The following is a 22,505-nucleotide window of genomic DNA, read 5'->3' as shown; positions in this document are numbered from 1 at the left end:
CAGCACCGTCGGCACCGGCCGCTTCGGGCGGCTTCTTTGGCTGGCTCAAGCGCCTGTTCACGGGCGAGCCGAGCACCCCCGCCGTGCTGACGACGCCGGCCGCTGCGCCCAAGGTGGCCGAATCGGCCGACGAGGCAAAGGACGGCAACAAGGCTGGCGGCCGTGGCCGCCGTGACGGCCAACGCCGAGGCGAACGTAGTGAGCGCGGCGAGCGTGGCAGCGAACGCAATGGCGAGCGCCGTGAACGCGGTGAGCGTGGCGAGCGCGCCGACAAGGGCGAACGCTCGGCAGAAGGCCGTGGTCGCCGTGGCCCGCGTGAAGAACGCGCGCCGATGGCCGAAGGCAGCAGCATCGAAGCCCGCGGTGAGCGTGGTGATGAGGCCAACCGTGGCGACAACCGCCGTGGCCGTGGCCGTGGCGAACGCGCAGACCGAAACGGCGAGCGTCCAGCCCTGAACCGCGAGGCGATCGCGGCCGAAGCCTTGGCCATCGGCCAGGAAGCCGCCGTGGCGCCTGAGCAAGCCCAGGTCGATGTCGCTGGCGCCGAAGGCGAGCGCGAAGGCGGCCGCCGCCGTCGTCGTGGTGGCCGTGGTCGCGGCGAGCGCGAAGAAGGCCAACTGAACCTGGACGGTGGCGACGCCGAATCGGGCCAGTCGAGCGAAGGCGCGGAAGGCCGCGATGCCGCTGAAGGCAGCGAACAGGAAGGTGAACGCCCCCGTCGCGGTCGTGGTGAACGCGGTGGCCGCGGCCGTCGTGAACGCGGCGAAGGTGGCGATGTGGCCCAGGGCACCCTCGCCCAGCCCGCCGAAACCGGTGCGAGTGAAGCCCAGCCCAGCCTGAGCCTGGCCCTGCCGGAAGTCTCGGCAGACACCGGCCCCTTCAGCCTGGCGCCCGCGCCTCAAGCCGAAGAGATCGCCGCGCCGGTGACGGCCGCTGCGGCACCGTTGGCCGACGTGGCACCGGCAGTTGTGGCAACCGCACCGGCCCCTGCGCCCGTCGTCGCCCCTGCCGCTGCGCCCTCACCGGTTGCGCCCGTGGTTCAGGCATTCGTGCTGCCCCTGGCCGATCTCCATGCCGTCGCCCAAGGTGCCGGCCTGGAGTGGGTGAACTCCGACGCAGAGAAGATCGCCGCCGTCCAGGCAGCCATCGCTGCAGAACCCAAGCCGGTTCATGTGCCGCGCGAGCGCCCGCCGGCTGTGATCCTGGACGAAGGCCCGCTGATCCTGGTCGAGACCCGCAAGGACCTCAGCGAGATCAAGCTGCCCTTCGAGCAGAACCAGGCCTGACACGGAGGCCGCGAAAGCGGCCTTCCCGGCACCCAACTCACGCTTGGGCGCCAGACAGGCAAAAGCCCGGCATGGCCGGGCTTTTTTCATGGGTGCGCCACCGGGGCGCAAGAGGCACGACTCAGCGCGGCAGACGCGACAGGGCTTGCTGGTAGACGGGGTGGTGCACCAGTTCATCCCAGGTGTAGGGCGCAGTCTGGGGCAAGAGGTCCAGGCGGCGGCTTTCGCTGTCGGGGCTGGCGACCCAATCACCCGCGGCCAGGGCCTCGCTCAGGCCATCGAGCAGGGCGTCAACCGCCGCGCCACCGTGGAGCGACTGGTTGCACAACAGCACCATATCGCATCCGGCGTTGAGGGCCGCGATGGCACCCTGGGTGTGGCTGCCTGCCACGCTGGCACCTTCCATGCTCAGGTCATCGCTGAAGATCGCGCCGGTGAAGCCCAACTGCGCACGCAGAATCTCCTGAAGCCAGCGGGGCGAGAAGCCCGCTGGGGCCTCGTCCACCTGCGGGTAGATCACGTGGGCGGGCATCACGCTGGTCAGCGAGGTGCTCAGCCATTCGTAAGGCTTGGCGTCGTCGGCCAGGATGGCGTCGAGGCTGCGCTCGTCCACCGGCACGGCCACGTGCGAATCGGCCTTGACGAAACCATGCCCAGGGAAATGCTTGCCACAGTTGGCCATACCGGCCAGCAGCAGGCCATGCATCACGCTCTTGGCCAGCACGGTGGCCACACGCGGGTCGGCATGGAAAGCACGGTCGCCGATCACGCCGCTCTCGCCCCAGTCAAGGTCGAGCACCGGGGTGAAGGTCAGGTCGACGCCACAAGCCCGAAGCTCGGACGCCAGCACATAGCCACAGGCCGTGGCCGCATCCGTGGCAGCCAGGGCACCCGCGCCCTCACCGGCCTCGCCATCGTTCATCCACATCTCTCCCAGGCTGCGCATGGCCGGCACGTGGGTGAAACCATCGGTGCGGAAGCGTTGCACGCGGCCGCCTTCGTGGTCCACGCAGATCAACACATCGGGGCGGATGGACTTGATCTCGGCGCAAAGACGCGTCAACTGGGCACGGTTGGCCCAGTTGCGAGCGAACAGGATCAGACCGCCGACCAGGGGGTGGGCCAGGCGGCGCCGGTCGTTGTCGTCCAGCGTGAGGCCGGCCACATCCAGCACCACGGGCGCATGGGTCACGCCCTCAGGGAAAGCAAGCTTGGGTGCCCCATGCTTGGCGGACTTGGCCTTTTTGCCCTGGGTGCCGACATCGGCCAGGGCATCGGATTTGGACTTCGACTTGGATTTGCTTTTCTTGCTCATGGCGTGGCGGCGTCAAGCGCCGTGGGGGCGGTTTCAATGACGACGAAGGCCTGGGCGAGGTCCCCTTCGTCGGTGACGGTGACATGGGCCTGCCAGCGTCGCTGGGCAAACCAGTCGGCCAGTTCACCATCGAGCACGATGACGGGCTTGCCGCTGGGGTCGTTGAGGATCTGGCAGGCACGCCAGGTCATGGGCCAGTGGATGCCCAGGCCGATGGCCTTGGAGAAGGCCTCCTTGGCCGCAAAGCGCGTGGCGAGGTATCGCAGACCGCGCAGGGGCACCTTGTCGCGGCGGGCCCGCCAGACGGCAAGTTCACGCTCGCCCAGCACCTTTTCGGCGAAACGGTCACCGCGTCGCTGCAGGGTGGCCTCGATGCGGCGGATGTCGCAGAGGTCGGTGCCAATGCCGGCGATCATGCTGGCTGGCTCAGACCGTGGAAAAAGCGCGGCCGCGGATGGCCTCGGCCTTGAAGTCGCTGATCGCCTGGCGCAGGCCCACGAACAGCGCGCGGCCGATCAGGGCATGGCCGATGTGCAGCTCGGCCACATCCGGCAGGGCCGCGACCATGAAGGCCGAACTGGTCTCGCGCGGGTCCCGCGCCATCGGCAGGTCGGACGACAGGGCCAGGCCGTGGCCGGCATGCGTGCGCAGGCCGAGGCTGCGGCCCAGCTGGATGCCTGCCTTCAGGCGCGCCATCTCGGCCTCGACCAGTGCGGTGTCGCCTGCCCACCAGGCGTTGGCCAGCGCACCGGTGTGCAGCTCGATGCAAGGCGCCCCGGCCTTGGCCGAAGCCTCGATCTGTCCAGGATCTGCGCCAATGAAGAGCGAGACACGCGAGCCGGCCGCGGCCAGGCGCTGACAGGCATCGCTCACACGGGCAAGCTGCCCCAGTACATCGAGCCCGCCCTCCGTGGTGACCTCCTGGCGGCGCTCGGGAACCAGGCAGACATGCTCTGGCGCCGTGCGCTCGATGATGGCGATCATCTCGTCGGTCACGGCGGCCTCGAAATTCAGGGGCACACCGATGGCCTCTTTGAGGCGCACGACGTCGTCGTCGCGGATGTGGCGGCGGTCTTCGCGCAGGTGGAAGGTGATGATGTCGGCACCGCCCTCCACGGCCAGTTGGGCAGCCGCCACCGGGTCGGGAAAGAAGCCGCCGCGCGCGTTGCGCACCGTGGCCACGTGGTCGATGTTGACGCCCAGCAGGGGCGCGTGCATGGCGGTGAGTTGGGTGCCGGAGAAGGTCATGGTTGGGGCAATTCCATCATGAGCTGGCGTGTGCGCAGCGTCTGGGAACCGAGATGATAGTGAATGAGCCCGCGCAAGACGGGTTTGAGCTCCGCCAGGGCCGGCATGCAGGCGGCCATGACGGTGGGGATGCTCGATGGCATCGGCAAGGCGGGCAGCTCGTCAGACGCCGAGGTGAGCCGCTCAGGCTGGCGCGGGGTGCTGCGCAGGGCGCGTTCGATGTCGAGGAACACCGCGCCATCGATCACCACCGGGCCCTGCCCCGGCTCCTGCGCGCCCGAGGCGGCCCGCAGGCCAAACTCGGGGTGCAGTTCATAGACCCGACCTGCGACCACATCCTGACCGTTCACCGTGCTGGCATCCAGACCGGGCAACAGGCCCAGCTGGCGCAGCAGCACCAGCTCGAAGGCCCGCAGGGCGGCATGCAGCAGCGAGGGATCGCCCATGGCCTGCAAGGCCTGGGCATAGGCGTCGAACAGGGCCGGGTGGGGGTCGTGGCGCACCATCAGGCGCATCAACAGCTCGTTGAGGTAGAAGCCCGGCAGCAACGCAGCGCCCCCAGGCCAGGCTGGGCCACCCGCCCATTCGGCCTGCCTCAGCAGCCACACATCGGCCTCATCGGCCTTCTTGGCGCCAAAGCCCATCACCAGGCGCTGGAAAGGCATCAGGACCGGGCGCAACTGCGAATAGGGCCGCTTGGCGCCTTTGGCCACGGCCACCACACGGCCATGGTCCCGCGTGAAAACCTCAAGGATCAGGCTGGACTCGCTCCAGTCATGGCTGTGCAGCACGAAGGCGGCGGTGCCGGGGCGTGCCGGAGCGCGGGCCAAGGTAGGGTCCTGCCTGGGTGGGGCTTATTCGTAACCGTAGGTGCGCAGGCGAGCCTCGTCGTCGGCCCAGCCCGAGCGCACCTTCACCCAGATCTCCAGGAAGACCTTCACGCCCATCAGGCGCTCCAGTTCGGTGCGGGCCTCGGTGCCGATGCGCTTGAGGCGCTCGCCCTTGTCACCAATGACCATGCCCTTGTGCTGCTCGCGTTCGACGATGATGGTTGCGGCGATGCGGGTCATGCCCTTCGACTTCTTGTTGCCCGGCAGCGGCGGCTCTTCGGTGTAGGTGTCGATCACCACCGTCGAGGTGTAGGGCAGCTCGTCGCCGGTGAGGCGGAAGAGCTTTTCCCGGACGATCTCACTGGCCAGGAAGCGGTCAGTGCGGTCGGTCAGCGCCTCGGCGTCATACCACCAGCCTTGCTCGGGCATGTAGGGCTTGAGGATCTCAAGCAAGCGGGTGCTGTCGGCTTCTTTCTGGGCAGACAGGGGCACGAACTCGATGAAGGGGTGGTGCGCCTGCATGCTCTGCAGCCAGGGGAAGAGCTCTTCGCGGTTCTTGACCAGGTCCAGCTTGTTGGCCACCAGGATGACGGGCTTGTCCTTGGGCAGCAGGGCCACGACCTTGGCGTCGTCCGGACCAAAGCGCCCTGCCTCGACCAGGAAGAGCACCACATCCACGTCCGAGAGCGTCGCCTGCACGGTCTTGTTCAGGTTGCGGTTCAGGGCCGCGGTGCCGCGCACGGTGTGGCGCGTCTGGAAGCCGGGGGTGTCGACAAAAACGAACTGCGTCTCGGCCTCCGAGCGGATGCCGGTGATGCGGTGGCGCGTGGTCTGCGCCTTGCGCGAGGTGATCGACACCTTCTGGCCCACCAACGCATTGAGCAGCGTGGACTTGCCCACGTTCGGGCGCCCGATGATGGCCACCAGGCCACAACGCTGCGGGACATCGGGCGCTGCGCCCTCACCGCCTGGCTTGCGCGCCATCGAGAGGTTGGCCAGCATCGCGTCGAGCGAGGGGTTCAGGGCATCGGCAGCTGGCGCCGCATCGGCCTTGGATGCAGAGGCTGGCTTCGGGGCTTGGGGCTTCTTGGACATGGGTTCAGACCATCGGTGAGACCGCAGGGCGATCAGGAAAGAGCAGGCCCCTGGGGCCCCGAGGCCACAGGCCCCGACTCTGGGTTGTCGCCCTGGCCTTTGGCGGCCTCGGGCTGGCGGCTTTTCTTTTTCACGACCACGGTGGGCGCCGGGCCCTTCGGTGACCTGGGGATGGCCGATGGCGACAAGGCCTTGACCTTGGCGAGCGCGGCCTCTGCGGCCACCTGTTCGGCCGCGCGCCGTGACAGGCCTTCACCCGTCACGGTCAGATTCAGATCGGGCATCTCGCAGGCGATCACGAACACCTGCTCGTGCGCCTTGCCGCGGGTCGATTCGATGCGGTAGGTCGGCACCGGCATCTTGCGACCCTGCAGCCATTCCTGCAAGGCGGTTTTCGGGTCTTTGCTCCAGCCCTCGAGCGAGGTCTGGGCAACCAGGGGCTCAAACAGGCGCAAGACCAGATCGCGCGCGGCATCAAAGCCGGCATCGAGGTAGACCCCGCCGATGATGGCCTCCAGCGCATCGGCCAGGATGGAAGCACGCTGCGCACCACCACCTTTGGCCTCGCCCTCGCTCAGGCGCATCACGGCCGGCAGACCGAGCTGAAGGGCCAGCTTGTGCAACATGTCCTGGCGCACGAGGTGGGCGCGCACACGCGTCAGTTCGCCTTCGTCGCTGCGGTCAAATCGGCGGTACAGCAAGCCTGACACACCCATGCTCAGCACGGCATCGCCCAGGAACTCGAGTCGCTCGTAGTGCTCCGCACCAAAGCTCTTGTGGGTCAGGGCCCGTCGCAACAGGGCTGGATCGGCGAACACGTGGCCAAGCCGCGCCTGCAGGGCCTGCAAGGGGTCATCGCCCTTGGGGCGATGGGTCGCATCCGGTGAAGAACTTCGAGGGGCCATCAAAACAAATCGGGCCTGAATCCAGGCCCGTGGGAACAGTTGGCAGAACGCAAGCCGCAGAGACTCACTTGGAGTGGCCCTGGAACTTGATCAGCAGGAAAACCGGCGAGATCAACTCGATCTCCTTGTCGTAAGCAAAGCGGATGATCACCTGGTCGTTTTCCTTGGTGATCTCCAGGTCGCGGGCGGACACCGAGGTCACGCCGTACTCCACTTGCTGCGCACGGTCAAAGGCCGAACGGATCTCGGGCACGGTGTGTCCGCCTTCACGCGCCGCCTTGTTGACCATGCTCTGGATGGTGCGGTACTCGGCCACCGCCGGCGCCACCTTCATCAGCACGAGGGCAAAGGAACAGATCAGAACGGCCCAGAACAACAAGCCCACAAGGGTGATGCCCGCCTGGCTGCGCGGCACGGAAGGACATTGGTTCACGGTCATCTGCCTACCCAGGAATCAGTGGAAGAAGCCGACCCGTTTGAGGTCGCCGAAATTCATCCAGATCACGAATGCCTTGCCCACGATGTTCTCGTCGGGGACAAAGCCCCAGAAACGCGAGTCCTGCGAATTGTCGCGGTTGTCACCCATCATGAAGTAATGACCGGGTGGCACGGTGCAGACCACGCCCTCACCACTGTAGGTGCAGTTGTCCTTGAACGGGAAGGATTCTTCGATGGCCTGGGGCGGCACAAAGGGCGGACGGTCCTTGTCGACCAACAGGCGGTGCGGCTGGGCACCCAGCTTTTCGGAATACTGCAGCGAGTAACGCAGGCTGTCTTCGTCGTAGAACTCGGCCAGGGGCGTCTGCTCGATGGGCTGGCCGTTGATGGTCAGCTTCTTGTTCAAGTAGGCGATCTTGTCACCCGGCAGGCCCACCACCCGCTTGATGTAGTCCAGGCTGGGGTTCACGGGGTAGCGGAACACCATCACGTCACCACGCTCGGGCGAGTGGTTGGAGATGATCTTCTTGTTGATCACCGGCAGGCGGATGCCGTAGTGGAATTTGTTGACGAGGATGAGGTCCCCCACCAGCAAGGTCGGGATCATCGAACCCGACGGGATCTTGAAGGGCTCGAACAGGAAGGAGCGCATGAAGAACACGGCGCAGATCACCGGGAACAGCCCCGCCGTCCAGTCCAGCCACCAGGGCTGGGCCAGGATGCGCTCACGGGCCTCACTGACCTGGCTGTCGACCTGGGTGATGCCCTGGCTGTTCAGGCTGGCGCGGCGCGCGTCGTCCTGCTTTTGCAGTTCGGCCGCAGCGGCCTCGCGGGCAGGCTTGAACTTGTAGCGCTCGGCCAGCCAGTAGGCCAACGTGACCAGCGTGAGCACGAACAGCAGCAGGGAGAAATTGCCCTGCCATTGACCGGTGTACCAGCCCCCCAGGTACGCGATCAGCGCCGCGTACAACAAACCCGTGATCAAACTCATCAATCTTCCACTTGTAGGATGGCCAGGAAGGCTTCTTGCGGCACCTCGACGGAGCCGATCTGCTTCATCCGCTTCTTGCCGGCCTTTTGTTTTTCGAGCAGTTTGCGCTTGCGGCTGACGTCACCGCCATAGCATTTTGCCAGCACGTTCTTGCGCAAGGCCTTGATGTTCTCGCGGGCAATGATGTTGCCGCCAATGGCCGCCTGGATGGCCACGTCGTACATCTGGCGCGGGATGTGTTCGCGCATCTTCGCCGCCACCCCGCGACCGCGGAAGGCACTCTGCGCGCGGTGCACGATGATCGACAAGGCATCGACCCGGTCGCCGTTGATCAGGATGTCGACCTTGACCACGTCAGAGGCACGGTACTCCTTGAACTCATAGTCCATGGAGGCGTAGCCGCGCGACACGCTCTTGAGCTTGTCGAAGAAGTCCAGCACGATCTCGGCCAGCGGCATCTCGTAGGTCAGCATGACCTGGCGGCCGTGGTAGGCCATGTTCATCTGCACGCCGCGCTTCTGGTTGGCCAGCGTCATCACCGGGCCCACGTAGTCCTGCGGCATGTAGAGGTGCACCGTGACGATGGGCTCGCGGATCTCCTTGATCCGGGCGATCTCGGGCATCTTCGAGGGGTTCTCCACCTCGATCACGTCGCCGCCGTTCAACTCCACCTCGTAGACCACGCTGGGCGCGGTGGTGATCAGGTCCTGGTCGAACTCACGCTCCAGGCGCTCCTGCACGATCTCCATGTGCAGCAGACCCAGGAAGCCGCAGCGGAAGCCGAAGCCCAGCGCCTGCGAGACCTCGGGCTCATAGCGCAGCGAAGCGTCGTTCAGCTTGAGCTTTTCCAGCGCGTCGCGCAACTGGTCGTACTCGCTGGCCTCGGTCGGGTAGAGGCCGGCGAACACCTGCGGCTGGATTTCCTTGAAGCCGGGCAAGGCCTCTTCGGCGGGCCCGGCATTGTTCGGCAGCTTTTTCTCGACCGTGATGGTGTCACCCACCTTGGCGGCCTGCAGTTCCTTGATGCCGGCGATGATGAAGCCCACCTCGCCAGCGTTCAGCACCTGGCGGTCGACCGACTTGGGCGTGAAGACACCCAGGTGCTCGGCCGGGTAGACGGCGTTGGAAGCCATCATGCGGATGCGCTCGCCCTTCTTGAGCTGGCCATCGACCACGCGCACCAGCATCACCACGCCCACGTAGTTGTCGAACCACGAGTCGATGATCATGGCGCGCAGCGGGCCCTCGGGGTTGCCCTGGGGTGGCGGCATGCGCGTCACCACGGCCTCGAGGATCTCGTCGATGCCCATGCCGGTCTTGGCCGAACAGGGGATGCCGTTGGAGGCGTCGATGCCGATGACGTCTTCGATCTCTTCCTTGGCGCGCTCGGGATCGGCCTGCGGCAGGTCCATCTTGTTGAGCACGGACACCACCTCCACCCCCAGATCGAGGGCGGTGTAGCAGTTGGCCACGGTCTGGGCTTCGACGCCCTGAGAGGCGTCGACCACCAGCAAAGCGCCTTCGCAGGCCGACAGCGAGCGGCTCACTTCGTAAGAGAAGTCAACGTGGCCCGGGGTGTCGATCAGGTTCAGGTTGTAGACCTTGCCATCCTGAGCCTTGTAGCTCAGCGCCGCGGTCTGCGCCTTGATGGTGATGCCCCGCTCTTTCTCGATGTCCATCGAGTCGAGCACCTGGGCTTCCATTTCACGGTCACTCAAGCCCCCGCAACGCTGGATGATGCGGTCTGCCAGGGTGGATTTCCCGTGGTCGATGTGGGCAATGATCGAAAAATTTCGGATGTGGTTCATAAAAAAAAGGCACGTCAAAAGGAGTGACGCGCCTTCCAACAAAAACGTATGGCAACTGCTTGTTGGACTTTCATTGTATCGAAAAGCCCCCCGCCGCAAGCTGCATCCATGCCACGCCAGGGTCGTTGCGGGTCGCCAACAGGCGACTTGTTCACAACTTGTCAACAGCCTGAGTGACGCCCGGCGTGACCAGAAGGCCGGCCCGCCGAAGGAAAGACGGGGATGCGCGAAGCCGCCGATTGTACCGAGATTCGACCACCCGACCGTGGAGTTATCAACAGCAATTCACCCCTGCGCCGACGGGCAGCAACCCCGCCAGCACCCGGGATTTCACCCCGACCAAAGCCCGAGCGCCCTGGTCGGACGATGGTCCCCGGCTCGCACGCCGAGGACCAGGCATCATTTGCCCGGGCGGATGATGACGTACTGGGCCCATTCACCACGGCGCACCAGCAGGCTGACCGGCTTGGCCTTGTCGAGCTTGGCCAGCACCGATTCGAACTGTTTGACGTCGGCGACCTGGTTGTTGGCCACCCCCAGGATGACATCCCCCTGGCGGATGCCGGCGCGGGCGGCAGGCCCGTCCGTGGCGTCGACCAGCACACCCCCGCCGATCTTGAGCTCGCGCTTCTGGGCGGCATTGAGATCGATGACCTGCAGCCCCAGAGCCGAGGAAGCCAGCTTCGCATCGTCCTTCTTCTCTTCCGCCTTGGCCTTGGCCGCCACATCGAGCTCGGCCACCGTCACGCTGAGGTCCTTGTAAGCGCCACGTCGGAACACCTGCAGGGTCGACTTGGTACCCGGGCGGGTCGCGGCCACCAGGCGCGGCAGGTCGGGCGCCTTCTCGATGGCCTGGCCGTTGAACTTGGTGATGATGTCACCCGCCTCGACGCCCGCCTTGTCCGCCGGGGTGCCCGGCTCGACCGCCTGCACCAGCGCACCAACCGGCTTGCCCAGGCCGATGGACTCGGCCACATCCTTGGTCACCGGGGCGATCGACACACCGATGCGACCGCGGATCACCTTGCCACCGCTGCGGAGTTGATCGGCCACCTTGATGGCGTCGTCGATGGGGATGGACAGGGAGATGCCCATGAAGCCACCCGAGCGGCTCAGGATCTGGGAATTGATGCCCACCACCTCGCCGCGCATGTTGATCAGCGGACCACCCGAGTTGCCAGGGTTGACGGCAACGTCGGTCTGGATGAAGCGGATCTCTTCGCCGGTGTCGCGCGCCTTGGCGCTCACGATGCCGGAGGTGACGGTGTTCTCCAGGCCAAAGGGGGTGCCGATGGCCATGACCCATTCACCCACCTTCAGCTTGCTGACTTCGCCAATGGTGACGGCCGGCAGCTTGCTGGCCTCGATCTTGACGACGGCCACGTCGGTGCGCTTGTCGACGCCCACGATCTTGGCCTTGAACTCGCGCTTGTCGGTCAGGTTGACGTAGACCTCGTCTGCACCATCGACCACGTGGGCATTGGTGAGCACGTAACCATCGGCGCTGACAATGAAGCCGGAACCCACACCGCGCGGGCGCTCTTCGCCTTGTTCGGTCCCTTTTTTGGGCTGGGCCTTGCGCTGGGGCTGGTTGGGCACGGGCGTGCCAAAGAAGCGCTTGAAGAACTCGCGCATCTGGGCATCGGCCTCATCGCCCTCCCCGTCCTCGTCTTCGGTCACGCGCTGCGTGGTGCGGATGCTGACCACAGAAGGCCCGACCCGCTCGACCAGTTCGGTGAAATCAGGCAGACCCTTGACGATGGCGGGCGCATTGGGCTGAGCCGGGATGCCCAGAGAGGGCTGCGGCTGTTGCGCCTGGGAAGCATGCGGAAAGAGGCTGGAGCTCAAGGCCAGCCCCACCGCCGACACCACAGCGCCGACCACCAGGGTGCGGCGGATGACGGAAGAAGATCCGGGCTGAGAAGAAAGCGTCATGCGAAAAACCTCAATGGAAGACTGAGATGAACAGGTAAAGACCCAACGTTGGAGTCAGTCTGTCGGATGACAGTTCTGTGGAGTGTGCCGCGCGGCCGTAAAGCTGCGTAAACCGCAGGCGCGACCGACCAGTCTGGCGGCGGTTTGTGACGCCAGACCGAACCACTCAAGGGGTGCCGTAGCCCACCTGCTGCAGCAGGCCGCCCTGCCCCGAGAACGACTCGGACGAACCGGGAGCACGGCGCGCACGCAACAGGCCGTCGACCTGGGGGTCGCGAACCATGGTGACCGCGGCCGACACAGGCTCAGGACGACTGAAGGAAGGGGCGCTGCCATCGCCGTGGATCCCCGTGGCCGACTGCATTTCAGCGGGCGTCAAGGAGACCAGAGACGACGTGAGGTCGACGGATGGCGACGCACCCGCGGCCATCTGAACAGGCGCGCCCGCCGAAGCCAGGCTCGGGTCGGCAGCGCCGCCACCCGGTAGCCATTGGCCGTTCACCAGCGCACCCACCACGAGAACGATGCCGGCCGCCACCGACAGAGGGCCTGCCCACACCCGTTTGCGCAACGCGGGCGCCTGTACCGCCACGGCAGGCTGGGCCGCGAGGGTGGCCTGCGCAGCCGCAGGGGCCAGTACCACAGGCTCTTGCGCCAGGCGCTCACGGAAGGCGCGCAGGAAATCGGCACCACGGTCGGCCTGAGCCAGGTCTTCGGAGCGCATCACGTCACCGATCAGGTGGTAGCTGTGCCAGCGCTCGCGGGCCTCCGGGTCATCGCGCCATTGCGCGCAGGCCCGGGCCACTTCGGGGGCCGTCGCCTCGCCATCCACCAGGGCCGACAGCGACTGAGATGCGGAAGATGCGTCGCGGAAGGGATCTGACATGAAGGTACTCCTGCTTCGGTGGCCACAAGGCCGTCATGCGGCAATGGCAGATAGAGCGACGTTCTGCCGAAAAGTTCAGTCACCCCGGCAAACTACCAACGCTCGCCCTGGCGGTTGTCGAGCAAAGGCTTGAGCCGGGTCGCGATGGACTCACGCGCCCGGAAGATCCGCGATCGCACGGTGCCGATCGGGCAGTTCATCAACTCGGCGATCTCGTCGTAGCTCAAGCCATCGATCTCACGCAGGGTGATGGCCTGGCGCAGGTCGTCGGACAGCGCGGCAATGGCCTCGTTGACCGCCTCCGCCACCTGGCGGCTGGCCATCAGGGACTCGGGGGTTTCGCCATCGCTGAGTTCGTTCTCCACCCGGGAGCCCTCCCCCTCCTCCTCGCTGAGCGACGCCATCGCGGACTCCGTCAACAGCGGATCACGCTTCAGGCCGATCAAGGCCTTCTTGGCCGTGTTCACCGCAATGCGATAAAGCCAGGTGTAGAACGCGCTTTCTCCGCGGAAATTGGGCAGGGCTCGGTAAGCGCGGATGAAGGTCTCTTGGGCGATGTCAGGCACCAGATCGACATCGCGCACCATGCGGGCCACGAGGCGCTCGATGCGACGCTGGTACTTGACCACCAGCATCTCGAAGGCCCGCTGGTCTCCCTGCTGCACCCGGATCACCAGTTCGGCATCCACGTCAGGCTGCATGGGCACGACCCCGATAGCGCCCATGGCTGCGGCACCGTCACGCAAAGAGGGGGTCGACGGGTGAGTCGAATGATCGATCGCACCGTCGGCCTCAGGGCCGCCGCCCGGCTCCAGAGGCTTCAAACCGACCTCCGGTCGGGGAGGATCTCGGTGGGGGCGAATGCCGTCTCTTCCACAGGCGACGCCTGCCTTCCCTGTTCTTGACGCGCCGTGCGCGGTGTGTGCTTGTTCATTGTGTGACTGGACCAGAAAGCCCCGGACAGGACCTTGGGGGCCCATGATGCCATCGACCCGGACCAGACGGACAAGGCCTGCGGCATGATGACCGACGGCGCATGGCGATGCCGCGTCATGGCCGATGGCAATGCAAGGAGTGCGCGCAGACGCTGAAGTTCCCGTGCGCCCATGCCAGGCACGCGATCAGGGGCATCGGGCACCCACACGTGAACGCACCGAGGGCGCTCGGCACCCGGCAGGTTGCGGACCTCGAGCAACAGGCCCCCCTGGGCATCAAGCAGGCAACGCACGTCAACCGCATACCCCCAGGCCCGCACATGCCAGCCACCCGGCACCGCATCGGCTGCCGACTCGCCGCGCCGAGGCAAAGGGCCCATCCAGTCGAGCGACAGCGGTGCACCAGGGGCCTGGGCCGTGCGCCACAAGCCCAGCCCGCGCCACAGGCAAACCAGAACGATCAGGTTGCCCAGCGCAAGCCGCCACCAGGGTCCACCCCAGACCAGGTGCTCATGCCAGAGCGCGGCACCCCACACGAGCATCCACGACGCCATGCCGACCGGCAGAACCTGGACGACACGACGAAGCCTGGGCGCATGAAAAAGCCCCGTGCGCATCGGAAAGCGCACGGGGCCTTTGAGCAGGGCTGGGGAGGCTCCAAACGACACCGCATCAGGCCGTGTCGACATGGGGGCTTCCTCTCAGGCTACGGGATCAGACCCGCTTGAACACCAGCGAGCCGTTGGTGCCACCGAAGCCGAAGTTGTTCTTCAGCGCAGCATCGATCTTCATCTCACGCGCCGTGTTGGCGCAGTAGTCCAGGTCGCACTCGGGGTCCTGGTTGAAGATGTTGATGGTGGGCGGCGAGATCTGGTTGTGGATGGCCAGAACCGTGAACACCGACTCGATGCCGCCTGCGCCACCCAGAAGGTGACCGGTCATCGACTTGGTCGAGTTCACCACCAGACCCTTGGCTGCGTCACCGAACGCCGCCTTGATGGCGTTGGTTTCGTTGACGTCACCCAGCGGGGTCGAGGTGCCGTGGGCATTGAGGTATTGCACCTGGTCGGCGTTCAGGCCAGCGTTGCGCAGAGCAGCCTGCATCGAACGCTTGGGGCCGTCCACGTCGGGGGCGGTCATGTGATAGGCGTCGGCGCTCATGCCGAAGCCAGCCAGTTCCGCGTAGATCTTGGCGCCACGGGCCTTGGCGCTTTCGTACTCTTCCAGCACCAGAACACCGGCACCTTCGCCCAGCACGAAGCCGTCGCGGTCCTTGTCCCAGGGGCGCGAGGCCGTCTTGGGATCGTCGTTGCGGGTCGAGAGCGCACGGGCGGCGGCAAAACCACCCACACCCAGGGGCGACACGGTCGATTCGGCACCACCGGCAACCATGACGTCGGCGTCACCCGCCTCGATCAGGCGGGCGGCCATGCCGATGGCGTGCAGGCCGGTCGTGCAGGCGGTCACCACAGCCAGGTTGGGGCCCTTGAAGCCGCACTGGATGGAGACGTGACCCGAGATCATGTTGATGATCGAGGCAGGCACGAAGAACGGCGAGATGCGGCGCGGGCCGCGGTCGGTGTAGTCCTGGTGCTGGGCTTCGATCAGCGGCAGGCCGCCAATGCCGGAGCCGACCAGCACGCCGATGCGCTCGGCCACTTCGGGGGTCAGGGCCTCGCCCGTGGGCAGGCCCGCATCACGGACGGCTTGCATGGAAGCAGCCAGGCCGTAATGGATGAAGGTGTCCATGTGACGGGCTTCTTTGGCGGGGATGTAATCCTCGATGCTGAAGCCCTTGACCTCACCTGCGAACTGGCAGGCGAACGCCGAGGCGTCAAATTTGGAGATGGTCTGGATGCCGGACTGGCCCGCAACAATGTTGGCCCAGGAATCCTGGACGTTGTTGCCCACTGGCGTAACCAGGCCCAGGCCTGTGACGACGACGCGACGACGGGTCATGCTTGAGTGTTCGTTGATTGATCGGATGTGAACAAGGCCCCGAAGGGCCTTGCCACGATGCGCCAGGATCAGGCCTTGGCGTGGGCCTTGGCGTAGTCGATGGCCAGCTGGACGCTGGTGATCTTCTCTGCCTCTTCGTCCGGGATCTCGATGCCGAATTCGTCTTCGAGGGCCATCACCAGTTCAACGGTGTCCAGAGAATCGGCGCCCAGGTCGGCCACAAATGCCTTTTCGGGGCTGACTTCAGACTCGGCGACGCCGAGTTGTTCTGCAATGATCTTCTTGACGCGTGCTTCGATATCGCTCATGACTCCTCCAGGAGGTGCAAACAAACCAGGGATTTTACCGGCTCAACGTGTCGATACGTTGAACATCGGCGGTGAAATACGAAATTGAGATTCCCCAGAGATCTCAAAATCAATTCATGAACATGCCGCCATTGACGTGCAGCTCTGTTCCGGTGATGTAAGCCGCCTGAGGCGAGGCCAGGAAGGCCACGGCTTCGGCGATGTCTTCGGGGGCACCCAGGCGCCCCAGCGGGATCTGTGCCTTGAGGGCGGTGTGCTGCTCGTCCGACAGGGCCTTGGTCATGTCGGTGTCGATGAAGCCCGGTGCCACGCAGTTGACGGTGATGCCACGGCTGCCCAGTTCGCGAGCCAGGGCGCGGGTCATGCCGGCCACACCGGCCTTGGCCGCTGCGTAATTGGCCTGGCCCGGGTTGCCGCTGGCGCCCACCACCGAGGTGATGTTGACGATGCGACCCATGCGCTGCTTCATCATGGGGCGCATCACGGCGCGGCTCATGCGGAAGACGGCCTTGAGGTTGGTGTCGATGACGGCGTCCCAGTCCTCGTCCTTCATGCGCATGGCCAGGGTGTCACGGGTGATGCCCGCGTTGTTGACCAGCACATGCAGCGCGCCATGTTGCTTGAGGATGGCGTCGAGGGTGGCGTCCACCTGGGTCGCGTCGGTCACGTCCAGGGCCACGCCCTGGCAACCTTCGTAGGCCGACAGGGCCTCGGAGATGGCCTGGGCGCCGGATTCGGTCGTGGCCGTGCCGATGACCTTCAGGCCGCGCTGGGCGAGGGTCAGGGCGATGGCGCGGCCGATGCCACGGCTGGCGCCGGTCACCAGCGCGATTTGTCCTTTGAATTCGGTGCTCATGCGAGAAGGGTCTTGGCTTCGGCAAGCGAAGCGGGGTCAAAAATATTGCCGCAGATCAGATCGGCTTCGATGCGCTTGGCCATGCCAGCCAACACCTTGCCCGGACCGCATTCAACCACATGCGTGAGACCACGCGCTTTCAGGGCCTGAATGGTCTCGACCCAGCGCACCGGACCAAAGGCCTGACGGTAGAGGGCGTCACGCAGGGCATCGGCCTCGGTGACCACGGCCACGTCGATGTTGTTGACCACGGGAATACGGGGCGCGGCGAAGGCGGTAGCGGCCAGTTTTTCCTTGAGGCGCTCGGCCGCCGGCTTCATCAGACTGGAGTGGAACGGCGCCGACACCGGCAGCGGCAGCGCGCGCTTGGCGCCCGCAGCCTTGAGCACCTCGCAGGCCTTCTCAACGCCAGCCTTGGTGCCGGCGATCACGATCTGCTTGGGGTCGTTGAAGTTCACGGCCTCGACGGCTTCGCCCGTGGCCGCGGCGGCCTCGGCGCAACCGGCGATCACGGCGGCCGAGTCCAGGCCCAGGATGGCGGCCATGCCACCGGTGCCCACCGGCACGGCTTCCTGCATGGCCTGGGCGCGGAAGCGCACCAGGGGCAGTGCGTCGGCCAGGGTCAGCACGCCCGCAGCCACGAGGGCGCTGTACTCGCCCAGGGAGTGTCCGGCCACGGCGGCAGGCTGAGCACCGCCTTCGGCCAGCCAGGCGCGCCAGTTGGCGACCGCGGCCGTCAGCATGACGGGCTGGGTGTTGGTGGTGAGGTCCAGCGTTTCCTTGGGGCCTTCGGCGATCAGCCTGGCGATGTCTTCACCCAGGGCGTCGGAGGCCTCGGCCAGGGTGTCGCGCACGGCGGCGTGGCCGTCCCAGGCACTGAGCATGCCCACGGACTGCGAGCCCTGACCTGGAAACACGAATGCAAATGCGGTCATCAGAAATCCTCGGTACTTGTCTCTTGGTCTCTTGTCGTGTGGCCACAGGGCCGGCGGATCAGTAGTCCACCAGCACCGCGCCCCATGTGAAACCGCCGCCCACACCCTCAAGCATGAGCGTCTGGCCACGCTGGACCTGACCGCTGCGCACAGCATGGTCGAGCGCCAGCGGGATGGACGCCGCCGAGGTGTTGCCGTGCTGGTCCACCGTGACGACGACCTTTTCGGTCGGCAGCTTCAGCTTCTTGGCCGTGCCCTGCATGATGCGCAGGTTGGCCTGGTGAGGGATCAGCCAGTCGATGCACGACGCGTCGCGTCCGGCCTTCTCCAGCACCTCGTGGGCGGCCTTGTCGAGCACGCTCACCGCCAGCTTGAAAACGGCCTGGCCGTCCATTTTAAGGGTGGGATCACCCATGATCTCGCCGCCCCGGACGTTGCCCGGCACGTTGAGGATCTTGGCGTAGCGCCCATCGGCATGCAGGCAGGTCGACACGATGCCCGGCTGGTCAGAGGCCTCGAGCACCACGGCGCCGGCGCCATCGCCAAACAGAACGCAGGTGGTGCGGTCATTGAAGTCGAGCAGGCGGGAGAACACCTCCGAACCGATCACCAGGGCCCGGTTGGCCGTGCCGTTGCGGATCATGCCGTCGGCGACGGTGAGCGCGTAGATGAAACCGGAACAGACCGCCTGCACGTCGAAAGCCGGGCATCCGATGATGCCGAGTTCGTTCTGGATCAGGCAGGCCGTGGAGGGGAAGACCATGTCCGGGGTGGACGTGGCACAGATGATCAGGTCGATGTCCTCGGGCTGCAGGCCGGCGGCCTCGATGGCCTGACGGGCCGCCTGGACGCCGAGTGCGCTGGAAGGCACGTCGGGTTCGGCGAAGTGGCGAGCCCGGATGCCGGTGCGCTCGACGATCCACTCGTCTGAGGTCTCGATGCCGCGCTGCGCAAGCTGAGCGACGAGATCCTGGTTGGTGAGGCGTTTCGGGGGGAGGTAACTACCAGTACCCGCGATGCGGGCGAAGCGGGTGCCCGCAGCAGTTGCCGGAAACGAAGGGGTGTTCTGTTTCGTCTGGCTGGATGACATTCAGTTCGGGATCAGGCTGCCTGACCCACATCGGCCGAATCGTCGGAGCCTGCCTCGGGGGGCATGCTCACCAACGTGGCGGCGATCTGGTCATGCACGCGATCCAACAATCGGTGACGGGCGGCATCATAAGCGCGATTGAGTGCCACTTCGAAGGCCAGCGCGTCCGAAGAACCATGGGTCTTGAACACGAGGCCACGCAGCCCCAAGAGGGCCGCACCACTGTAGCGCCGGTGGTCAACACGCTTTTTGAAGCGATTTAGCACCGGAAGGGCCACCAAAGCCGCCAGCTTGGTGAAGATGTTGCGCGTGAATTCTTGCTTGATGAAAGTGGCGAACATGGTCGCCAGGCCTTCGGAGGTCTTGAGCACGACGTTGCCCACAAAGCCATCGCAGACGACGAGGTCGGCCGTGCCCTTGAAGATGTCGTTGCCCTCGACGTTGCCGTAGAAGTTGATCAGGCCACGCTCGTGCGTGCTGCGCAGCAGTTCGCCGGCCTGCTTGATGACCTCGCTGCCCTTGATCACCTCTTCACCGATGTTGAGCAGACCCACGGTGGGACTCTCCTTGCCATCGACGGCCGACACCAGGGCGCTGCCCATGACGGCGAACTGCAGCAGGTGTTCGGCGGTGCAATCGACGTTGGCGCCGAGGTCGAGCACGGTGGTGAAACCGTCCTTCTGGTTGGGCACCACGGTGGCCAGCGCGGGGCGGTCGATGCCCTCCACCGTCTTGAGGATGTAGCGGGCAACCGCCATCAGTGCACCGGTGTTGCCGGCCGAAACACAGGCATGCGCGGCCGCCGCCTGGTCGGCACCCACCTTGACCTGGGAGATGGCCACACGCATGGACGAATCCTTCTTGCGGCGCAGCGCGACCTCGACCGGGTCTTCCATGGTCACGACCTCGGTCGCGCCCACGATGGTGGTGCGCGCCCAGCCTTGGGCAGGCGTAATGGCTTCGGGCAGGCCCACGAGGATCAGCTCGGCATCCGGATGCCTGGCCAGGAAGGCCTGGCAGGCCGGCAGCGTGACCGCCGGACCGTGGTCACCCCCCATGCAGTCAACCGCGATGCGCACGGGCGAAATCAAGCCGGCGGCGCTTGCGGGCCGCGAGTCTGGGACAGGCGTGGATGTGGTGGTGACAGTCATGGGTGACGTGCGGGTGCAGGCTTCAGACAGACAGCCAGGAACCGATGGACCAAAAAACAAGGGCTGGCAAACCGACAGATCGGTTGACCCAGCCCTTTTTGGCATGCGCCACGGCATGCAGCGACCCGGTCATGCCGGGTCACAAGACAGATCAGGCGTCAGCCTTGGTCTTGAGGACCTTGCGGCCACGGTAGAAGCCGGTGGGGCTGATGTGGTGACGCAGGTGGGTTTCGCCGGTGGTGGCTTCCACAGCCGTACCCGGGGTGACCAGGGCATTGTGCGAACGGTGCATGCCACGCTTGGAGGGCGACTTCTTGTTTTGCTGAACGGCCATGATGGACTCCGAAGGATCAGACGCGGCCAAGGCGCACGCCTGCAAGTTGTCAGACCACATCGTGGAAAGCTGCCCGCTTTTCGCGCCCATCGAGGGTGCTCGAAACGTTCAACCCGCCCGCCTTGCAGTCCGCAAGTGTTATTGACAGTTTGAAATTGATCCCGGGCAATGCCGGAAAGCCAGAGATTCTAGCACGGCTTTCATGGATATTCAAATGGGCAGTCCGGCGCACCGCTGCGCCTCAGCCCTTGCCCTTTTTCAGGGCCGCCAGCACGGCAAAGGGGTTGGGGCGACCCGAAGCGGTCAGGGGCACCTCGTCGACGGCCGCAGATGCATCGCCGTCAGTGGCCGCAGGCAGAGCCTCGGCGCCTTCGCCCACCAGGGTGTCGTCGCGCATCAGGGCGGTGACGTCAGTGGGGCAGACATCGTGGCGGGGCACGATGGGTTGGGCCATGATCAACTCGTCTTCGACCAGCTCGACCAGGTTGAAGTGGCGAGACAGGGCCAGCACGTCGTCGTCGGAATCGGCATCGAGTTCGGCCGCGGCGGCTTCGTCTTCCACAAAGCGGATGCTGCGCTCGACCTCGATGTGCTCGGTCACGGGGTGAAGGCAGCGCTGGCAGGTCCAGGCCAGCGTGGCCTCGGCACGCAGGTCGAGCCAGAGGTGGGGGCGGCCGACGCGCTGGGCTTCGGCGCGCCCCTGGGCCACCCAGGTCAGGGCGGGAAGTTCGGCCAGGTCGAGGTCCTGGGCCAGGCCGGAGGCGAGGCGCTCCAGCTCGGCAGGCGCGTGGCTGCCGGTCAACGGCTCGCCGGATTCGATGAAGACCCCGATGTCCATGTTGCGGGGGCTGATGGTGCGTGCTTTCATGGCCGCAGTTTAGGGCACGCCCCCAGTCAGAAGGCAGCGGCTGACCGACAATGGCGTGATGTCTGCGCCGTCTTTGCCCACACTGCCCTCCTCTTCGTCCTTGAACGCACCCGCCCTGGTGCTGGGATCGACCTCGCCCTACCGCCGCGAACTGCTGCAGCGCCTGGGCCTGCCCTTCAGCGTGCAGGCACCGCAGGTGGACGAAACCGCCCTGCCCGGCGAAGCACCGGCTGCGCTGGCCGCCCGGCTGGCGACAGCCAAGGCTCGGGCGGCGGCCGTGCTGTGGGCCAGCCACGCGGCTGCACCCGCCGACGCCATCGTGATCGGCTCAGACCAGGTTGCCGACCTGCATGGGCAGGCGCTGGGCAAGCCCGGCCACCACGCTGGCGCCGTGGCGCAGCTGCAGGCCATGCGGGGTCAGACGGTGCTGTTTCAGACCGCGGTGTGCGTGCTGCGACCGGCCACCGGCTTCGAGCGCACGGTGCTGTGCACGGTGTCGGTGGGGGTGCGCGACCTGAGCGATGAGGACATCGAGGCCTACCTGCAGCGCGAACAACCCTACGATTGCGCCGGCAGCGCCAAGGTGGAGGGGCTTGGCATCACCCTGCTGCGGCATGTGCACGCCGACGACCCGACCACGCTGATCGGCCTGCCGCTGATCGCAACGACGGCTTTGCTGCGCGAGGCGGGGCTGGACCCGCTGCGCACACCCAACGCAGCCTGAACCAGGTTGCCAGACACGTCGATCGACCTGAACTTTTCTCTCTTCCCCCTGCCCATGACCTCCGCTCACCAGGCCCAAGCCGGCCGATTGCTGCTGATCCCCAACACCCTGGACCTGGGCTGCATCGACGAGGCGGCCCCGCCTCCCGACCTGCGCCGCGTGCTGCCCCAAAGCGTGATCGAGGCCTCGGCCGGCCTGCGCCATTGGGTGGCGGAGAACGCCAAAACCACCCGAGCCTTCCTCAAGCGCGTGGGCGAACTGCAACCGCTGGCCGCCCCGCTGCAGGACCTCGACATCCAGGTGCTGCCACGCCCACCCAAAGGGGGCAAAAAGCCCGGCGGCGATGAGGGCGCCGAGGTGGCCCGTCTGCTGCAACCGGCCCTGGCCGGCCACGACATGGGCCTGATCTCGGAGGCGGGCCTGCCTGGGGTGGCCGATCCTGGGGCCGCCGTGGTGCTGGCGGCGCACCGTGCGGGCATCGAGGTGCTGCCGTTCTCGGGGCCCAGCTCCCTGGTGCTGGCCTTGGCGGCCAGTGGCCTGCACGGGCAAAGCTTCGCCTTCGTGGGCTACCTGCCCGTGGACGCTGCCCAGCGCGGCCAGCGTATCCG

The 22,505-nt window shown here is 66.0% G+C and carries 22 protein-coding genes and 2 pseudogenes; 3 read left to right on the top strand and 21 right to left on the bottom strand.

Translation table 11 applies throughout. The annotated features are described in order from the left end of the window. Positions 1 to 1,286 (top strand): annotated as a pseudogene (locus QZ994_RS10115) (ribonuclease E/G); the annotation flags it as partial. A gap of 121 nt (positions 1,287 to 1,407) precedes the next feature. Here the strand turns inward: QZ994_RS10115 and nagZ are convergent. The 21 genes and pseudogenes from nagZ to QZ994_RS10010 form a co-directional block, all read right to left on the bottom strand. Next, positions 1,408 to 2,478, bottom strand: a complete 1,071-nt coding sequence (nagZ, locus tag QZ994_RS10110) for a beta-N-acetylhexosaminidase (protein ID WP_290871304.1) — start codon at positions 2,476 to 2,478, stop codon at positions 1,408 to 1,410. A gap of 119 nt (positions 2,479 to 2,597) precedes the next feature. Then, positions 2,598 to 3,017, bottom strand: a complete 420-nt coding sequence (gene acpS, locus QZ994_RS10105; protein WP_290871301.1) for a holo-ACP synthase — start codon at positions 3,015 to 3,017, stop codon at positions 2,598 to 2,600. A gap of 10 nt (positions 3,018 to 3,027) precedes the next feature. Then, positions 3,028 to 3,849: a pyridoxine 5'-phosphate synthase gene (locus QZ994_RS10100; protein WP_290871300.1), complete on the bottom strand. Its 822-nt coding sequence runs from the start codon at positions 3,847 to 3,849 to the stop codon at positions 3,028 to 3,030. Then, a complete protein-coding gene (locus tag QZ994_RS10095) occupies positions 3,846 to 4,679 on the bottom strand; it encodes a recombination protein O N-terminal domain-containing protein (protein ID WP_290871299.1) in 834 nt (277 codons plus the stop codon). The genes QZ994_RS10100 and QZ994_RS10095 overlap by 4 nt, the downstream gene beginning before the upstream one ends. 24 nt (positions 4,680 to 4,703) lie before the next feature. Then, entirely contained in the window at positions 4,704 to 5,663 is a 960-nt protein-coding gene (gene era, locus QZ994_RS10090; RefSeq protein ID WP_290871303.1) for a GTPase Era, read from the bottom strand. A 299-nt stretch (positions 5,664 to 5,962) separates the two neighbouring features. After that, positions 5,963 to 6,679: pseudogene (rnc, locus tag QZ994_RS10085) on the bottom strand (ribonuclease III); the annotation flags it as partial. Between the two features lie 64 nt (positions 6,680 to 6,743). Continuing rightward, positions 6,744 to 7,118, bottom strand: a complete 375-nt coding sequence (locus QZ994_RS10080; RefSeq protein WP_290871298.1) for a DUF4845 domain-containing protein — start codon at positions 7,116 to 7,118, stop codon at positions 6,744 to 6,746. 15 nt (positions 7,119 to 7,133) lie between these two features. Continuing rightward, complete coding sequence (gene lepB / locus QZ994_RS10075; RefSeq protein ID WP_290871297.1) at positions 7,134 to 8,108, bottom strand: signal peptidase I; 975 nt, start codon at positions 8,106 to 8,108, stop codon at positions 7,134 to 7,136. Then, positions 8,108 to 9,916: a translation elongation factor 4 gene (gene lepA, locus QZ994_RS10070; protein WP_290871296.1), complete on the bottom strand. Its 1,809-nt coding sequence runs from the start codon at positions 9,914 to 9,916 to the stop codon at positions 8,108 to 8,110. Before lepA ends, lepB begins: the two co-directional genes overlap by 1 nt. A 399-nt stretch (positions 9,917 to 10,315) precedes the next feature. After that, a complete protein-coding gene (locus tag QZ994_RS10065) occupies positions 10,316 to 11,851 on the bottom strand; it encodes a DegQ family serine endoprotease (protein ID WP_290871295.1) in 1,536 nt (511 codons plus the stop codon). Positions 11,852 to 12,017: 166 nt separating this feature from the next. Further along, the gene (locus tag QZ994_RS10060) at positions 12,018 to 12,737 is read right to left on the bottom strand and encodes a sigma-E factor negative regulatory protein (protein WP_290871294.1); all 720 of its coding nucleotides are present in this window, start codon (positions 12,735 to 12,737) and stop codon (positions 12,018 to 12,020) included. 92 nt (positions 12,738 to 12,829) lie between these two features. Further along, a complete protein-coding gene (gene rpoE, locus QZ994_RS10055; RefSeq protein ID WP_290871302.1) occupies positions 12,830 to 13,438 on the bottom strand; it encodes an RNA polymerase sigma factor RpoE in 609 nt (202 codons plus the stop codon). A 119-nt stretch (positions 13,439 to 13,557) separates the two neighbouring features. After that, a complete protein-coding gene (locus tag QZ994_RS10050; RefSeq protein ID WP_290871293.1) occupies positions 13,558 to 14,361 on the bottom strand; it encodes a hypothetical protein in 804 nt (267 codons plus the stop codon). 25 nt (positions 14,362 to 14,386) lie between these two features. Further along, a complete protein-coding gene (fabF, locus tag QZ994_RS10045) occupies positions 14,387 to 15,631 on the bottom strand; it encodes a beta-ketoacyl-ACP synthase II (protein WP_290871292.1) in 1,245 nt (414 codons plus the stop codon). Between the two features lie 68 nt (positions 15,632 to 15,699). After that, entirely contained in the window at positions 15,700 to 15,939 is a 240-nt protein-coding gene (acpP, locus tag QZ994_RS10040) for an acyl carrier protein (RefSeq protein ID WP_290871291.1), read from the bottom strand. Between the two features lie 109 nt (positions 15,940 to 16,048). Beyond that, on the bottom strand, positions 16,049 to 16,795 hold the full coding sequence (gene fabG / locus QZ994_RS10035; protein ID WP_290871290.1) for a 3-oxoacyl-ACP reductase FabG: 747 nt from the start codon (positions 16,793 to 16,795) through the stop codon (positions 16,049 to 16,051). After that, positions 16,792 to 17,730, bottom strand: a complete 939-nt coding sequence (gene fabD, locus QZ994_RS10030) for an ACP S-malonyltransferase (protein WP_290871289.1) — start codon at positions 17,728 to 17,730, stop codon at positions 16,792 to 16,794. Before fabD ends, fabG begins: the two co-directional genes overlap by 4 nt. Positions 17,731 to 17,788: 58 nt before the next feature. After that, entirely contained in the window at positions 17,789 to 18,820 is a 1,032-nt protein-coding gene (locus tag QZ994_RS10025) for a beta-ketoacyl-ACP synthase III (RefSeq protein WP_290871288.1), read from the bottom strand. Between the two features lie 11 nt (positions 18,821 to 18,831). Further along, positions 18,832 to 19,899 (bottom strand): phosphate acyltransferase PlsX, encoded by a 1,068-nt coding sequence (gene plsX, locus QZ994_RS10020; protein ID WP_290871287.1) that lies wholly within the window; start codon positions 19,897 to 19,899, stop codon positions 18,832 to 18,834. 223 nt (positions 19,900 to 20,122) lie between these two features. Beyond that, positions 20,123 to 20,305, bottom strand: a complete 183-nt coding sequence (gene rpmF / locus QZ994_RS10015; RefSeq protein ID WP_109036156.1) for a 50S ribosomal protein L32 — start codon at positions 20,303 to 20,305, stop codon at positions 20,123 to 20,125. A gap of 241 nt (positions 20,306 to 20,546) precedes the next feature. Next, positions 20,547 to 21,173, bottom strand: a complete 627-nt coding sequence (locus QZ994_RS10010) for a YceD family protein (protein WP_290871286.1) — start codon at positions 21,171 to 21,173, stop codon at positions 20,547 to 20,549. A 58-nt stretch (positions 21,174 to 21,231) separates the two neighbouring features. Between QZ994_RS10010 and QZ994_RS10005 the strand changes: the two genes are divergently transcribed. Both QZ994_RS10005 and QZ994_RS10000 read left to right on the top strand, forming a co-directional pair. Beyond that, the gene (locus QZ994_RS10005) at positions 21,232 to 21,897 is read left to right on the top strand and encodes a Maf family nucleotide pyrophosphatase (RefSeq protein WP_290871285.1); all 666 of its coding nucleotides are present in this window, start codon (positions 21,232 to 21,234) and stop codon (positions 21,895 to 21,897) included. A 54-nt stretch (positions 21,898 to 21,951) separates the two neighbouring features. After that, positions 21,952 to 22,505: ribosomal RNA small subunit methyltransferase I (locus QZ994_RS10000; protein WP_290871284.1), on the top strand; the 554-nt coding region annotated here is incomplete at its 3' end.

This window comes from Aquabacterium sp., from assembly GCF_021768455.1.
Taxonomy (GTDB): domain Bacteria; phylum Pseudomonadota; class Gammaproteobacteria; order Burkholderiales; family Burkholderiaceae_C; genus Aquabacterium.
This window is presented reverse-complemented; position numbering and strand designations above follow the sequence as displayed.

Coding starts and splice junctions, on each gene's coding strand:
- acpS (WP_290871301.1), bottom strand. CDS start 3,017: ATGATCGCCGGCATTGGCACCGACCTCTGCGACATCCGCCGCATCGAG.
- QZ994_RS10100 (WP_290871300.1), bottom strand. CDS start 3,849: ATGACCTTCTCCGGCACCCAACTCACCGCCATGCACGCGCCCCTGCTG.
- era (WP_290871303.1), bottom strand. CDS start 5,663: ATGGCGCGCAAGCCAGGCGGTGAGGGCGCAGCGCCCGATGTCCCGCAG.
- QZ994_RS10080 (WP_290871298.1), bottom strand. CDS start 7,118: ATGACCGTGAACCAATGTCCTTCCGTGCCGCGCAGCCAGGCGGGCATC.
- lepB (WP_290871297.1), bottom strand. CDS start 8,108: ATGAGTTTGATCACGGGTTTGTTGTACGCGGCGCTGATCGCGTACCTG.
- lepA (WP_290871296.1), bottom strand. CDS start 9,916: ATGAACCACATCCGAAATTTTTCGATCATTGCCCACATCGACCACGGG.
- QZ994_RS10065 (WP_290871295.1), bottom strand. CDS start 11,851: ATGACGCTTTCTTCTCAGCCCGGATCTTCTTCCGTCATCCGCCGCACC.
- QZ994_RS10060 (WP_290871294.1), bottom strand. CDS start 12,737: ATGTCAGATCCCTTCCGCGACGCATCTTCCGCATCTCAGTCGCTGTCG.
- rpoE (WP_290871302.1), bottom strand. CDS start 13,438: ATGCAGCCTGACGTGGATGCCGAACTGGTGATCCGGGTGCAGCAGGGA.
- QZ994_RS10050 (WP_290871293.1), bottom strand. CDS start 14,361: ATGTCGACACGGCCTGATGCGGTGTCGTTTGGAGCCTCCCCAGCCCTG.
- fabF (WP_290871292.1), bottom strand. CDS start 15,631: ATGACCCGTCGTCGCGTCGTCGTCACAGGCCTGGGCCTGGTTACGCCA.
- acpP (WP_290871291.1), bottom strand. CDS start 15,939: ATGAGCGATATCGAAGCACGCGTCAAGAAGATCATTGCAGAACAACTC.
- fabG (WP_290871290.1), bottom strand. CDS start 16,795: ATGAGCACCGAATTCAAAGGACAAATCGCGCTGGTGACCGGCGCCAGC.
- fabD (WP_290871289.1), bottom strand. CDS start 17,730: ATGACCGCATTTGCATTCGTGTTTCCAGGTCAGGGCTCGCAGTCCGTG.
- QZ994_RS10025 (WP_290871288.1), bottom strand. CDS start 18,820: ATGTCATCCAGCCAGACGAAACAGAACACCCCTTCGTTTCCGGCAACT.
- rpmF (WP_109036156.1), bottom strand. CDS start 20,305: ATGGCCGTTCAGCAAAACAAGAAGTCGCCCTCCAAGCGTGGCATGCAC.
- QZ994_RS10010 (WP_290871286.1), bottom strand. CDS start 21,173: ATGAAAGCACGCACCATCAGCCCCCGCAACATGGACATCGGGGTCTTC.
- QZ994_RS10005 (WP_290871285.1), top strand. CDS start 21,232: ATGTCTGCGCCGTCTTTGCCCACACTGCCCTCCTCTTCGTCCTTGAAC.